Annotated in this window: 14 protein-coding genes; 8 read left to right on the forward strand and 6 right to left on the reverse strand. The window is 60.5% G+C overall.

Annotated features, from left to right (window positions below; genetic code table 11):
• Nucleotides 1–830 (reverse strand): thermosome subunit beta (thsB, locus tag BP858_RS01055; protein WP_286878602.1); only part of this gene is annotated, 830 nt, incomplete at its 3' end.
• 57 nt (nucleotides 831–887) lie between these two features.
• A complete protein-coding gene (locus BP858_RS01060; protein WP_062266007.1) occupies nucleotides 888–1,808 on the reverse strand; it encodes a transcriptional regulator in 921 nt (306 codons plus the stop codon).
• A gap of 48 nt (nucleotides 1,809–1,856) precedes the next feature.
• Here BP858_RS01060 and BP858_RS01065 point away from each other — a divergent pair, with 48 nt between their 5' ends.
• The 5 genes from BP858_RS01065 to BP858_RS01085 all read left to right on the forward strand — a co-directional run bounded on the left by BP858_RS01065 (nucleotide 1,857) and on the right by BP858_RS01085 (nucleotide 6,932).
• Nucleotides 1,857–3,098 (forward strand): tRNA(Ile)(2)-agmatinylcytidine synthase, encoded by a 1,242-nt coding sequence (locus BP858_RS01065; protein ID WP_074175940.1) that lies wholly within the window; start codon nucleotides 1,857–1,859, stop codon nucleotides 3,096–3,098.
• Nucleotides 3,099–4,004: 906 nt separating this feature from the next.
• Nucleotides 4,005–4,940: a deoxyhypusine synthase gene (locus BP858_RS01070; RefSeq protein WP_048104922.1), complete on the forward strand. Its 936-nt coding sequence runs from the start codon at nucleotides 4,005–4,007 to the stop codon at nucleotides 4,938–4,940.
• On the forward strand, nucleotides 4,937–5,572 hold the full coding sequence (pyrF, locus tag BP858_RS01075) for an orotidine-5'-phosphate decarboxylase (protein ID WP_062266013.1): 636 nt from the start codon (nucleotides 4,937–4,939) through the stop codon (nucleotides 5,570–5,572). Before BP858_RS01070 ends, pyrF begins: the two co-directional genes overlap by 4 nt.
• Nucleotides 5,573–5,685: 113 nt before the next feature.
• Nucleotides 5,686–6,048, forward strand: a complete 363-nt coding sequence (gene nrdD, locus BP858_RS01080) for an anaerobic ribonucleoside-triphosphate reductase (protein ID WP_062266016.1) — start codon at nucleotides 5,686–5,688, stop codon at nucleotides 6,046–6,048.
• Nucleotides 6,045–6,932 (forward strand): adenosylcobinamide amidohydrolase, encoded by an 888-nt coding sequence (locus BP858_RS01085; protein ID WP_074175941.1) that lies wholly within the window; start codon nucleotides 6,045–6,047, stop codon nucleotides 6,930–6,932. The genes nrdD and BP858_RS01085 overlap by 4 nt, the downstream gene beginning before the upstream one ends.
• 15 nt (nucleotides 6,933–6,947) lie before the next feature.
• Here BP858_RS01085 and BP858_RS01090 read toward each other — a convergent pair whose 3' ends face one another.
• Nucleotides 6,948–7,142 (reverse strand): DUF1858 domain-containing protein, encoded by a 195-nt coding sequence (locus BP858_RS01090; RefSeq protein ID WP_062266023.1) that lies wholly within the window; start codon nucleotides 7,140–7,142, stop codon nucleotides 6,948–6,950.
• A gap of 313 nt (nucleotides 7,143–7,455) precedes the next feature.
• On the opposite strand from BP858_RS01090, the gene BP858_RS01095 reads away from it, so the two are divergent.
• On the forward strand, nucleotides 7,456–8,682 hold the full coding sequence (locus BP858_RS01095; protein ID WP_074175942.1) for a nucleotide-binding protein: 1,227 nt from the start codon (nucleotides 7,456–7,458) through the stop codon (nucleotides 8,680–8,682).
• Nucleotides 8,679–9,245, forward strand: coding sequence for an RPA family protein (locus BP858_RS01100; protein ID WP_074175943.1), 567 nt, complete (start codon nucleotides 8,679–8,681; stop codon nucleotides 9,243–9,245). Before BP858_RS01095 ends, BP858_RS01100 begins: the two co-directional genes overlap by 4 nt.
• Before the next feature lie 575 nt (nucleotides 9,246–9,820).
• Here the strand turns inward: BP858_RS01100 and BP858_RS01105 are convergent.
• The 3 genes from BP858_RS01105 to BP858_RS01115 all read right to left on the reverse strand — a co-directional run bounded on the left by BP858_RS01105 (nucleotide 9,821) and on the right by BP858_RS01115 (nucleotide 12,450).
• Nucleotides 9,821–10,471 (reverse strand): recombinase family protein, encoded by a 651-nt coding sequence (locus BP858_RS01105; protein ID WP_214166417.1) that lies wholly within the window; start codon nucleotides 10,469–10,471, stop codon nucleotides 9,821–9,823.
• A gap of 637 nt (nucleotides 10,472–11,108) precedes the next feature.
• Nucleotides 11,109–11,789 (reverse strand): 3,4-dihydroxy-2-butanone-4-phosphate synthase, encoded by a 681-nt coding sequence (gene ribB / locus BP858_RS01110; RefSeq protein ID WP_074175945.1) that lies wholly within the window; start codon nucleotides 11,787–11,789, stop codon nucleotides 11,109–11,111.
• Entirely contained in the window at nucleotides 11,782–12,450 is a 669-nt protein-coding gene (locus BP858_RS01115) for a DUF120 domain-containing protein (RefSeq protein ID WP_074175946.1), read from the reverse strand. Before BP858_RS01115 ends, ribB begins: the two co-directional genes overlap by 8 nt.
• A gap of 122 nt (nucleotides 12,451–12,572) precedes the next feature.
• On the opposite strand from BP858_RS01115, the gene BP858_RS01120 reads away from it, so the two are divergent.
• Nucleotides 12,573–12,880: helix-turn-helix domain-containing protein (locus BP858_RS01120; protein WP_286878603.1), on the forward strand; the 308-nt coding region annotated here is incomplete at its 3' end.

Consider the following 12,880-nt stretch of genomic DNA (forward strand, 5'->3'; position numbering starts at 1 on the left):
ACGATGCCCTTGATCATCCGCTCCTCTTCGTCGAGGAACATCTGGAGCTGGTCGGGGCTTGTGATACTGATCTCGGCGTCGACCTCGGTCTTCTTGAACTCGACGGCAGCGTTCAGGAGCAGGATCTTCGCGTCCTTGACAGCGCGGGGCATGGCGGGGTGCACACGCTCCTTGTCAATGATCATGCCCTCAACGATCTCGGAGTCCTCAATGGACCCGCCGACCTTCTTCTCGACCTTCACAAACTCGGTGTCGACGGTGCCGTCGGCATCGGCAACCATCGTGATCGCCTTGACGACAAGTTCTGTGAGTTTCTCCTTTGCGGCCTCGGCGCCCTTGCCGGTCATGGCGGTGTCGGCAATCTTTTTGAGCATCGCCATGTCGTCGGGCTTGACGTCGATGGCAATCTCGTCGAGGATGCCCTGCGCCTTATCGGCAGCCATCCGGTATCCGTGGGCGATAACCGTGGGGTGCACATCCTGGTCAAGGAGGTCCTCGGCCCGCTTCAGGAGCTCGCCTGCGATGACGACCGCGGTCGTGGTGCCGTCGCCGACCTCATCATCCTGGGTCTTGGCGATCTCGACCATCATCTTCGCGGCGGGGTGCTCGATATCCATCTCCTTTAAGATGGTCACACCATCGTTTGTGATGACGACGTCACCGATGGTGTCGACGAGCATCTTGTCCATGCCCTTAGGGCCGAGTGTTGTCCGTACAGCGCTTGCGACGGCCTTTGCGGCAGCGATGTTGCCTGACTGTGCGTCACGGCCGCGGGTACGCTGGCTACCCTCTTTCAGAATAAGGATTGGTTGTCCTCCAAGACTTGACATAGGTATCACCGTTGTTAAGCGATAGAAATGTAGGTTTGTAGTTCTATATAAACATTTTCACCCATTAATCATATCTATGAGCTCTGAGCCGTCTTCGAGGGTGTGGAGATGCTCTTCACCGATAAGGAGGGTTTTGCCGATTTTTTTCTGCTTTTTGTAATCTGTGGCGATGCACATCGCAAACGTCTTCGTGATCTGGGAGATGTTGCCGATAAGGGAAGCGCGCTTTACGACCTTCTGGGAGGTTCCATATGCCGTCAGGATCGTATGCCTGCCAAAGAGCGCCAGCGCCTGGAACGGGGCCTGCCGCATCGCGTGTATCTCCATGCCCATGCGCTCGAGATCGACGAGGATCTCACCGGTTGCGGATTCAACAGGCGTCCGGGACTGGGGCTCGAGGGAGTGGTAACCAAGGAGCTCGATCGTCTCGACGAGCGGGGCACAGAAGAGTTCCTCAAGCCTGATCGCGACATCGAGCGTGGTGCCCATCCCACTCTCGTACTTGCTGATGGTCCGGCGGGAGACCCCGAGCTCTGATGCCAGATCCCCAAGCGACATCCGGGAACGCATCCGCACTTCACGGAGGAGGTCGCCTTTGATCTTCACGTAGAGACCGCCGGGCGATGCGTAGACCAGCGGTGAGATCCCTTCCACGAAGTAGTCGAAGAGCGTCTCCGGGCTGATGGCAAAGAGCCCATAGCGTATGTAGACAACCCCGCGCTCAAGTTCCGCGTCCCGTGCCCGCTCCCCGACGATGAGGGGGGTGGCCTCGAGGTGTCGGGCGATCAGGTCAAGATCCCATGCGATATCGGCGCTCACGCTGTCGATGTGAGAGACGACTTTGATAATGACAAGGGTGTCGCCCTTCTTCGCGATAAGGTCGAAACTCCGCGGCCGGATGTTGCACCGTTCCGAGACATCGAGGTCCGCAAGGAGCATGATGCTGATGACCATCTGGGGAAGGCGATCCTGCGACATAACCCGTAAGAATCGATATAGCCGGAGAACGATATAAACTATGGGGTTATGTGGATCGGGATCGATGATACGGACTCCCCTTCCGGGATGTGCACGACCTATATCGGGGCGATCCTGGTGCGGCGGCTCGCGCGTGCAGGTATCCGTGTCGTTGACGCCCGGCTGGTCAGGCTGAACCCGAACGTCATCCATAAGACCCGGGGGAACGCGGCGGTCTGCATCGAGGCCGAGGGCGATGCTGATGCAGCGTTCGCACTCACCTGTGCGTGCGTGGAAGAACTCGCCGAGTTTGACGCCGCCGAGACCAACCCGGGGGTGGTGGTCTCCCCCATCCGACCGCCGCCTGACTTTTACTACGCGGCGCTCCGGGACTTCTGCAACGTGGGGGAGGCCTGCGCGGTGCTCGAGTCGGTCGGGGCCCGCTACCAGGGCTACAAGAACCGGAGGGGGCTTATCGGCGCGACGGCGGCGGTTGCAAGTGATTTCCCCGACCGGACATACGAGGTGCTCGCCTACCGGAAACGGGAGATGTGGGGCACCCCCCGGAAGGTGGACCGCGAGAGCCTCTTTCGCGCCGAGGAGATGACTTACCCCCATACATGGGACACAGTGGACCGGGAGAACGACCTGGTGGTCTGTGTGCCCCATACCCCCGACCCGGTCCTCTTCGGCATCAGGGGGGAGAGCCCGGCATGGGTCAGGGAAGCGCGGTCGTATCTCCGCTCCGAGGAGCCGGCCTGTGAACAGGTCTACACCACCAACCAGGGGACGGACGCCCACCTGGTGCCGGGGACGGTAGGGATGCTCAGGGAGGGGCGGTCGTACCTGGTGCGGGGCACGATCGCCGGAGCCCCCGTCACCGGGCCCGGCGGCCACGTCTCGCTCCTCCTCACTGATGGCGATGACGAGGTCCGCTGTATGGCCTACGAGCCGACAAAAGGGTTCCGGGATATCGTGCGAGCCCTCATCCCGGGCGATGTGGTTATCGCGGCCGGGAGTTACAAGGGAGAGAGTCTCAACCTCGAGAAGATCGGGGTCTCCCGCCTCGCCGATGCGGTCCGCATCCGCCCCCCGATCTGCCCTGCCTGTGCAAAGCGGATGACGAGCGCCGGGACCGCGAAGGGCTACAAGTGCAGGGTCTGCGGGGCCCGGGCCCGGGAGCCGGAGATCGAGAGGCTCAAACGCCCAATCAGGCCCGGGTGGTATGAGGTGCCCCCGAGCGCCCGCCGGCATCTTGCACGGCCGCTTGTGCGCGGCATCCCCGCGTGGCAGCGGGCGCTCTGCGGCTGAGCCGCTGGAGACCCGGACGCCGGAAACCGGTCTCCTTCAGGCAATTCTCCTTCCGGGCCATTACTGAGGCAGTCCTCCCGGGGATTTACCATGATTTTACGTCGGATGGCGAAGCATGAGGTTTCCATCACCGGTTAATCGAATGGACTTTACAAAAAAAGTTTTATAACATTTGGGAGTTAACGGATCCCTGGTGATCCCGTGCTGACCATCAGCAACGAAGGTACGTGTCCTGCGCCTGTCCGCTCGCGACGGTGCCGACCCCGGTGAACGGGGTTCTGTGACTGGCCGTACAGATCCACAGTCGGGTGTGCACGGAAAGGGGAGCAAAGACACGAGGAAAACCCTCAGGTTGGTCTTCTGCTTTCCGGCCCAAAAGCCCGCTCTCACGAGAGATGGTCCGGCCACAAGACCGGACTTACCGACACGGCGGGACGAGTGGGATCATCCCGTGTCGGCCAACTAGTCATCCCCTGTCTGGCATCGGGAACCCAACATCCCGGGTCCCGAGCACAATACTTTTTCACCAGACGCCGCTTTTTCTCCCGGTCCTCCGGTATGGTAGGGAGCTGCATGAGTCCGAGCTTCACGCGGAAGTTCTCGATGTCCACGGGATTGCTATCCCCTACATATCCCCTCCACGATCCTCGCGGCAACGCGAGCGGCTGGCAATCCACCCAAAAACCTCAAAATAATCCCACAGATGCAGAAGTGGGTGCATCACCGGGCCTTCGCGGGGGCTGTATATCTCCAGGGAGCGCGAGCACCGGAGGTCCGAGTTGGTGGGAGTCCGGGTACGATGTGAGCCCCTCTGCGCCGGGAGCCTTCCTGGAGTGGTCTCACGAGAAGACAAGGTGTTATTGTGCATGAACGCCAATACCTCTCAAGAACTGGTGTAATAGTATCATGACCTTCAAGTATGGGGATGCGGTACAACAGGCGCGTGTGCGCCCCGGGATGACGGTCGGCGAACTCGTCGATGAACTTGGGAAAGCCGGAGCCTACAACGGGGGATCCCTGTGGCAGGCGGTCAACATCTACGAGCGGATGCTCCGTGACGAGGAGGCGCTGAAGTTCTTCGGCCTCTCGGGCGCCATGGTGCCCGGCGGGATGGGGGGCATCGTCGCCGACCTCATCAGGCGGGGGCACATCGACGTCCTGGTCTCGACCGGGGCGAACCTCACCCACGACACCATCGAGGCGATCGGTTGCCACCACTACCACGGGACCTGCGAGGTCTCCGATACCGAACTCTGCGAGGAGGGGATCAACCGGATCTACGATATCTTCCTCCCAAATGAAGCGTTCATCAGGTTCGAAGAGTTCATGCAGGACGTCTACTCGTCGCTCCCGGAAGGCTCGACAGTCTCGATCTCCGAACTCCTCAACCGGATCGGGAGCAGGCTTGATTCCGGGATCCTTGCCGAGGCGGCAAAGGCCGGGGTGCCGGTCTACTGTCCCGCCATCCAGGACTCCATGATCGGGCTGCAGTACTGGCTCTTCTCCCAGATGCATAAGGTCGTTGTCAGCGCTTTCGGGGACATGCACGAACTCCTCGACCGGTGCTTTGAGGCCGAACGGGCCGGCGCTGTCTTCGTGGGCGGCGGGGTCCCGAAGAACTACATCCTGCAGAGCAAATTGATGACCGAGAGCGGGTTTGATTACGCGGTGCAACTCACCGGCGACCGGCCCGACCTCGGCGGGCTCTCGGGCGCGACGCTCGATGAGGCCCGCTCGTGGGGCAAACTCACCGGGGAGGCCCGGGCGGTGACGGTCTATGGCGATGCGACCATCAACCTCCCGATGCTCGTGGCCGCAACCCTCGAGAGGCTGGAAGGATGACCGAACTCATCCTCGCCCTTGATCTGCTCGACCGAAAGGAGGCCGCGAGAGTCGCGGAGTCCTGTGCACCCTTCATCGACGCAGTCAAGGTCGGCTACCCGCTCGTCCTCGCGACAGGCCTATCTATCGTCGATGACCTCGCCGGGCTCGGCCTCCCGCTCATCGCCGACTTCAAGGTCGCGGATATCCCGAACACCAACCGTCTCATCTCAGAAGCGGTCTTCTCGGCCGGGTTTGACGCCATCATCGCCCACGGGTTCGTGGGAGCCGATGCAGCGCGGGCCTGCGTTGAGGTGGCGCACAATCACGGCGGGGCCGCCTACATCGTCGCCGAGATGAGCCACCCGGGGGCGACCGAGTTCTTCCACGGGGGTGTGGCAGAACGGCTGGCGACGCTCGCCGTCTCCTGCCGGGCCGACGGCATCATTGCCCCTGCCACCCGCCCGGACCGGATCAGCAGGCTCCGCGAGATCGTCGGTGAAAAGACAATTTACTCGCCCGGCGTTGGGGCGCAGGGCGGCGACCTCGATACGGTGGCCCGGCTGGTCGATGGGGTCATCGTGGGCAGGAGCATCTACAAGGCTGAGGATCCGGCTGCCGAAGCCGAGCGCCTCTCCCGCATCCGCCGGTGATGAGATCTCCGTTCCGATCCCCCGGGATATGACGAACCCTATGAGTGGTCTGAGGCGGATGCGGCCCATCCCGCATCTTAAGGGTTATATATTCTCCTGCAGACACTGGTACCATGAACTGGAGCCCAGAACAGCAGAGACTGGCGGAAAAATACCGGAGCCTCAACGAAATCCCCGCGGAAGATCGGCGGTACAAGTGCCACACGTGCCACTTCGTCGTGGACGAGACCCCCTGCCCCCACTGCGGCGAGACATCGCTTGAGATCATGTGCCCGCTCGACCACTGCGATTGCCACCATTCCATCGTCGAGAGTATCGAGTACTGCCCGCTCTGCGGCCATGCCGTCTGTCCCGAGTGCGGGAGCCATGACGTCGTGCAGATCAGCAGAGTGACCGGGTATCTCCAGGATGTCGCGGGCTGGAACGCGGGCAAACAGCAGGAACTGAAAGACAGGGTCCATTATTCTGTCGTATGAGATATTTCATCCGGGACACCACTCTTTTCCTTCGCGGCCGGTTCCGGGCTGCCAGCACCGGCATCAACGGCGGTATCGCCGACGTCACGACTATCCTGAACCACACCGTGCCGCGCGACTTTGATGACGACCCGCCGCGTTACCTCGACCTTCTCACTGCCCGACACGGCCTCTCGCGAGAGTATTTCGGGCTCCTGACCGCCGTTCGGATGCGCCACCTCTGCGTGCTCCAGTATGACTTCGTTACGGTCTTTATCACAGCGGGAGTGACCAACCCGACACGTTCTGACCCCAAAACCCCGCATACCATCAACATCATCGTCTACAGCCGGGAGGGGATGAGTGATGCGGCGCTTCTTGAGACGATCGTCACGGTGACCGGGGCAAAAGCCCAGGCGCTCCACGATCTCGGATACGATTTCCCCGGCACCACCACCGATGCGGTCGCTGTCGCATGTGAGCGTGACGCCGCGAGCGCGCACACCTATGCCGGGACGCTGACCGAGGTCGGCCGGCGGGTCCATGCGGCCGTCCTCTACGGCGTCCCGAAGGCCCTCGCGCGGCAGCAGGGGAAAGTCCGCCGGAGCGAACCGTCGTTCTTCATCTACAGCCGCTACGGCGGGGATCACTGGGTGGAGTGGCAAAAAGAGGGGTGCCCTTACTACCCCTGCCACTTTCCGGGGCAGCGGTGCGATTACTGTTACTGTCCCTACTACCCCTGCGTCGATGAGGAACTCGGGGAATGGGTCGAGAGTTCAGGCGGCGGCAGGGTCTGGGGCTGTGCCGGATGTACGCTCCTGCACGTCCCGGAGGTCGCAGACTACGTAAAAAGAAATCCCGAGGCCACCCTTGCTGAGCTCAAGCGCCTCCGGGACAAACGGTAATCAATCTGTCGTGCTTCAGGCTTCGGCGATGCCGAGAGCTGAGAGCATCTCTTCAAGAGGGACGCCGTGAACCTGGGCGGCTTCCCGGATCGTCTCGCTGTTTGCGATGGCACAGCCAAGGCAACCCATCCCAAACCGGAAGAGTACCTGTGCCGATTCGGGCTTCTCCCGAAGGAGGTCCGCGATTGTACTGTCCGCATTCAATGCCATATACCTGATGTTGTCCCTGCCACTATATATACGTTGAAGGAGCGGGCGCGCATAACCCCTGATTCTGCCTCAGACTGCAAAACGGCGCATCCGGCCGCCTCTGCCGGCGACGGCGCAACCCTGCCGCGGCGCATGCCCCGTCACCGGGCCGGGCCCACACACCCCGGCATCACCGCCGCACGCATGCCGCGCTCTCGCCGGGTCGGCCGCACACCCCGGTCTTCACAAGCATGCGATCCCGGGTTTCACTTTCACCCCGCACGCCCCAGTCTTAATACTGTATTGATGTCAACTACAGACTGGAGATGTATGTATGAACCTATCAGAGGTAACAGAGAGAATCTCCCGGAAACTTGAAGCAAAAGGCGCACAGCCCGATCAGCAGAAGATCGAATCACGCCTCCGCCGCCTTGTCGAGGAGTTCGGCGTCAATATCACCGAGGCCGAACGGACAGTGACGAGTGATCTCGCGCGCGAATACAACCTCACCGGTGTCGGGGGTTCCTCCACGGAACTCCGCCCGATAAACGAGATCGTTCCCGGCGAGTGGGTGACGATCGAGGGAAAGATCGTTTCCCTGACCCCATCGCTCTCACCCTCGATCGCGCAGAGCGGGATCATCGCCGACTCGAGCGGCGCCATACGCTTCGTGACCTGGACCCGGGCAAACGCCCCTGCGATGGAGTACGGCCACTGGTACCGGATCGAGTCAGCGGTCGTCGATGAGTACAAAGGCTCGCCGAACCTGAAGATCCACTCGGGCACCACCATCTCGCAGATGGAGAAGGATATCCCGCTCCTCCCTTCGATCACACCAACTGCGGAGCTGAAACCCGGGGTGGGGAGCGTGCGGGCCAAGGTCATCCAGGACTGGGAAGTCTCCCACGAACGGATGCTTCAGACCGGGCTGCTCGGCGATGAGAGCGGCACCATCAAGTTCGTTATCTGGAAAGACGAGGGCAAGGAGAAACTGGAACTCGATACCGTCTACAACATCTTCTATGCCACCGTCGATGAATACAACGGCAGACTCTCCCTCACACTGAACACCGCCATGTACATCGCAGATGAGGGCGATATCGAGGTCGGGCGGAACGAGACCGAGATCCAGGGTGCTCTCGTCCATGTTGCGCCTGGGTCGGGCCTCATTAAGCGCTGCCCTGTTGAGGGGTGCAACCGGACCCTCTCCCGGCAGAACTACTGCCCGGTGCACGAGATCCAGCCCAACTTCCGGTACGATCTCCGCCTGAAAGGAGTCCTGGACGACGGGGAACGTGCCAGGAACGTACTGATGCAGCGTGACCTCGTTGAGAAACTGGTCGGGATCACCCTCGATGAGGCTATCGGGATCGCAGAGTCGAACCCGCTCGGCATGGACGAGATCTTCTACCGTGTCAGAAACGCGGTTCTCGGGCGTTACTACACCTGCAGCGGCGGCGAGTTCGCCGGCAGGCTGCTTGTGGACTCCTGTATTCCGGTCACCTTCAAGCCTGAGGAACTGGCTGCACTGCTGAACCGTGCCGGGGGTGAGGCAGCATGAAACCGCAGAGCGCATTCGAGCGTGAGCCGGCGCGCAGGGTCTTCGCATCCGAGTTCCGCGAGACGCGGTACCAGTTCAAGGAGAGCGACGACGAGAAGAGCCCAAACTACGTCATCTTCCCGACCGGTATCAGGAGCAACCGCATCTTTATCGTGGGAACTCTCACCGAGAAGCAGCGGCAGGGCGACCAGAACATCTTCTACCGTGGACGGGTGGTCGACCCGACGGGCACCTTCTTCATCATGGCAGGGTCGTACCGGCCCGAGGCGATGCAGCAGCTTGCCCGGATCGAGCCGCCTGCATTCGTCGCCGTCGTCGGCAAGCCGAACCTCTATGTGACGCCGGACGGGACCTGCCTGGTCTCGGTCAGTGCGGAGTCGATATCGGTTGTGGACCGGGAGACCCGCGACCTCTGGGTGCTGGATACCGCCCGCGAGACCCTGGACCGCCTGGACGTGTTCGGGACCACCGAGGATTCACGCAAGGCCCAGGAGGAGTACGGGACGCAGCCTGATATCTATAGAAAGATTGTCTACGACGCACTCACCCAGGTCCAGTTATAGACCGCGCTCTTACTCCCAAAAAATTATTTTTGACCGGATTCCCGGCAGAGAGACCTCATCGCCGCCCTCCTGCCTGGTAGTGCTCCAGCATCTAACTGATAATCGATCTCAGAGGGTCCGACCGAATTACGTTGCGCACCAACCCGCGTTCATGACGAAAAATAACCTGGGGAGAATATTTCCATTATCGGGTTCTGGTGAAGCCCTATTCTGGCTGTCATTCTTCCCTGACGAGATTGGTGCCGGACCTGGCCTGAAGTTCGACCTTTTTCTTCTCAAACATGTCCTCATGCCGTGGACCGTGGTGGCTATCACCATGGGGGTGGGGCTGACGGGGAGGGGGAGACCCCTCCCCCATCTTGCGCAAAGAACCGCACACCCATCACCCCACCCCGCCCGGCCTCCGGCCTCCTCCCCCGCCCCCTGGGGCGGGGGCAGTCATGGCGATACCCAAGGGAAAGCCGTGCCCCGGATCGCAATCAATCGGGAACACCCAGACGAGATCTCAACAAAGTTTGGTCTCAATTGTTTCGTAGGGCACTACCCTCCTGCCCTGATGGATGAACCGCCGGGACTTACTCCGTGGGTTCCTCCGCCGCCTCCTGCCTGGCCCCCTTCCACGTCCCCTTCAATTCAGGATAGTCATTGAGGATCTTGCTGACCGTGCTCCTGCTCACGCCAAACATCCTGCAGATCTGGCTGATGCTTGTCCCGGTCCGTCGTATTGTGATGAGGGCTTCCACCTGACCGTCGTTGAGCGCCCTCGGACGTCCTATGGGCCGCCCCCCTCCCTTCTTCACCTTCTTTGATGCCGGGGCGGCGGCCTTCCGGGCGCTTTCCCGGTACCGGCCCATATACGCGATGAAGTTACCGATGGCCTCCCGCCGGAGTTCCGGGTCGTCCCGGGACCCGAAGAAATCGTCGTTCACGAAGTAAACCGTATATCGTTCGTTGAGATTTTTGAGCGTTGCAAGCCCGACATCCATATCCCTGGCAAGGCCGGCAAGGTCGTAGATGATGATGGCAGAACAGTTGTTGGCAGCGCAGTACTCCAGCATCGCCGTGAAGGCCTTTCTCTTCTCGGGAGGTGTTGCATTCGCCCGGTGATCATGAAAGATTTCGACGATCTGAAAGCGGTATTTAGAGTAGTTCTCAACCTCATTTTTTTGTGCTGCAAAATCTCCCTTCTTTCTTGTATTCAAGTATGCCACGGCATCTTTTTTCATCTGTTTATGGTATCATACAATCGTATAAATGGTTTTTGAAGATGTAAGAATGGCGTCTTTCAGGAGCATTCCTCAAGATTTAACGCGTTTTCGAGCACCTTGACGAAGATGTGTGAAAACGGATCCGGAGACAACCTCCCCTGAGGCGGTTGCACGGGGATGGACCCTCTGGTAGCGCCCCGGCATATACCCAACAATCCACCTCAGGATTCTGGACAATAGGAGGTTCCGGACTGTTCCCCGCCTCACCCGGGCAGTGGACCGTGGTGGGAATCGCCCCGGGGGTGGGGACCGGCGAGGGGGCGAGCCCCATTGGCGCAAACTTACCACATGGTGCACTGCGTTCCGGGTTGGCTCTCGGCGAGGTTCAAGCTTGGTTGAACCCCATGCCGGTTCTGGTGATCGTCCCCACCCACCTCAGCATGGGTGGTGAACGCGGAGTATCCCCCGCTTCACTCATACTGTGGACCGTGGTGGGAATCACCTTGGGGGCGAGCCCCCCACCGCAGGCGGCGGAAACCGTGACAGAAACCACTGGAGAACTACTGCACAAACCGCGATCAGGTGACCTCCCGGGCACGGGTTCCCGCGGGGTGAGGGGACTCGAAGAGCGCCGCAGGCAAAAAGAGAAACGAGGTTATCTCTGCAGGGCCCCGGGAGACTCCCACCGGTCGAGCACATCTTTCCCTTCAACGAAGACGAGCCCGTGCTCCTTTGCGTAGTCCATCGCATCCTCCTTCGTGAGTGCAAGCCCGGTCTCGTCGTCCAGCATCTCGCAGATGGTGACCGCAGGGGTGATACCGGCCATGACTGCGAGCGCGATCGAGAGTTCGGTCTGCCCGCGCCGTTCATCGAGCAGCCGGTCGGCCGCCCGCAGGAGTGCGACGTGACCGGGTGTCCGGAAGTGTGCCGCGAAGTTGTGCCCGCCGCCGTTGAGCGACCGTTTCACCTCATCAGCAACGGCGGTGATCGTCAGGGCGCGATCCCGGTCCGTGACACCGGTGTAGGTCTCCCGGTGGTTCACCCAGAGCGAGAACGACGAGTGATTCTTCTTATCATACGGGATCTCGCCGTCCTTCTCGACGAGGCCGCAGCCGCGCAGGACATCGTGCGCGAACGGGAGGCCGAGTCTCTTTGCGGCATCGGGGTGCACCGCGGTGCAGATCAATCCGCCGCCGTCTTTACGCATCTGCCTGATGTGGGCGGGCGTGACAGCGTCTGAGCGGATCGCGAAATCAGTCTCGCGTTCCCGGTTGTCGAAATCGTACAACAGGATGAATTCGCCCTTTGCCAGGGCCTCTATGGCTGCATCAATCATAGGTAATCTCCACCTCGATCATATCGTTATCGTTCAGGTCCAGGACGTTACGGAGTTCGCACCCGGCAATGACCTCGATGATATCCTCAGGGTAGTGGGTGCGGGAGGGCTCGACGATCGCGCAGAATTCGCCCCTGATCCGGCAGGGGAGTGTCCTGACACCACCAAACGTCCTCTCATCAGCGGTGAACCCCGGAACCTCGATCCACCCGATGTGTTCGAGTTGTTTGCGGACCTGAATGCTTGCCGGATCGAGCCTGATGTTCAGGGTGCCAGGGAAGGGTTCAAAACCGAGATGCTTGCCGAACTGCTCTTTGTAGTGGGGGATGCTCATGTAGTAGCGCCCCTCCCCAAGCCCGCTGATCACGGTCCCGGTCAGGGAATACTGCTTGCGTTTCGGGTTGAATATCCTGATATAATCTGCATACTCCCGCCTCAGTTCCTGCTCACCCGTCTTCGTGACGGCGACGTGCTGGCCGTCGGGCTTCATCGACCTGATGATGAACTGCTGCCGCTCAAGCGCGATCAGGCGCCTCGAAGCAGTCTGGGGGCTGATGCCCAGTTCATTGCCAAGCGACTGCGATGAGAGCCATATCGGGCCTTTGCACCCGCCAAGCAGGGCGATCGTTTTCAAGGACTGCAGATCTTCCGCTTCAACCATTGTATCATAATTGAGATGCATACTATATACGGGTTGCGCAACGATACCGGACCGGCAGTCTTCGTGAAATGTCGAAGTGTGATACGCTAATTTTATAAGTCCGGGGTGGTAATCTTAGCTGCATGAAATCCGGGGTGCGGCATCAACTTGCCGAGAAAATGGCAGGAGAGATCACACTTTCGGACTCACCGGGACAGGCCTTGAAGAAGTGGCGGCAGAGTTTCGACATCCCCCAGGGATTGCTCGCCGAGCGTCTTGAGGTCTCTCCCTCTGTTATCAGCGACTACGAAAGCGGACGGCGAAAGAGTCCGGGAACCGCCATCGTCGGCAAGATTGTCGACACGATCCTCGCGATCGACGAGGACAACGGTGGCCGGTTCATCAAAAAATTTGCGAAAATTCTGTACAGCGAATTTGACGAAGACGTCAT

This window comes from Methanoculleus sp. UBA413 (assembly GCF_002502935.1).
GTDB classification, from domain to species: domain Archaea; phylum Halobacteriota; class Methanomicrobia; order Methanomicrobiales; family Methanoculleaceae; genus Methanoculleus; species Methanoculleus bourgensis.

Bases quoted from the DNA above. Each gene is read 5' to 3' on its own strand.
- BP858_RS01085 (WP_074175941.1), top strand. From the start codon at position 6,045: ATGAGATATTTCATCCGGGACACCACTCTTTTCCTTCGCGGCCGGTTC.
- BP858_RS01105 (WP_214166417.1), bottom strand. From the start codon at position 10,471: ATGAAAAAAGATGCCGTGGCATACTTGAATACAAGAAAGAAGGGAGAT.
- BP858_RS01100 (WP_074175943.1), top strand. From the start codon at position 8,679: ATGAAACCGCAGAGCGCATTCGAGCGTGAGCCGGCGCGCAGGGTCTTC.
- BP858_RS01070 (WP_048104922.1), top strand. From the start codon at position 4,005: ATGACCTTCAAGTATGGGGATGCGGTACAACAGGCGCGTGTGCGCCCC.
- BP858_RS01095 (WP_074175942.1), top strand. From the start codon at position 7,456: ATGAACCTATCAGAGGTAACAGAGAGAATCTCCCGGAAACTTGAAGCA.
- BP858_RS01115 (WP_074175946.1), bottom strand. From the start codon at position 12,450: ATGGTTGAAGCGGAAGATCTGCAGTCCTTGAAAACGATCGCCCTGCTT.
- pyrF (WP_062266013.1), top strand. From the start codon at position 4,937: ATGACCGAACTCATCCTCGCCCTTGATCTGCTCGACCGAAAGGAGGCC.
- nrdD (WP_062266016.1), top strand. From the start codon at position 5,686: ATGAACTGGAGCCCAGAACAGCAGAGACTGGCGGAAAAATACCGGAGC.
- BP858_RS01065 (WP_074175940.1), top strand. From the start codon at position 1,857: ATGTGGATCGGGATCGATGATACGGACTCCCCTTCCGGGATGTGCACG.
- BP858_RS01090 (WP_062266023.1), bottom strand. From the start codon at position 7,142: ATGGCATTGAATGCGGACAGTACAATCGCGGACCTCCTTCGGGAGAAG.
- ribB (WP_074175945.1), bottom strand. From the start codon at position 11,789: ATGATTGATGCAGCCATAGAGGCCCTGGCAAAGGGCGAATTCATCCTG.
- BP858_RS01060 (WP_062266007.1), bottom strand. From the start codon at position 1,808: ATGTCGCAGGATCGCCTTCCCCAGATGGTCATCAGCATCATGCTCCTT.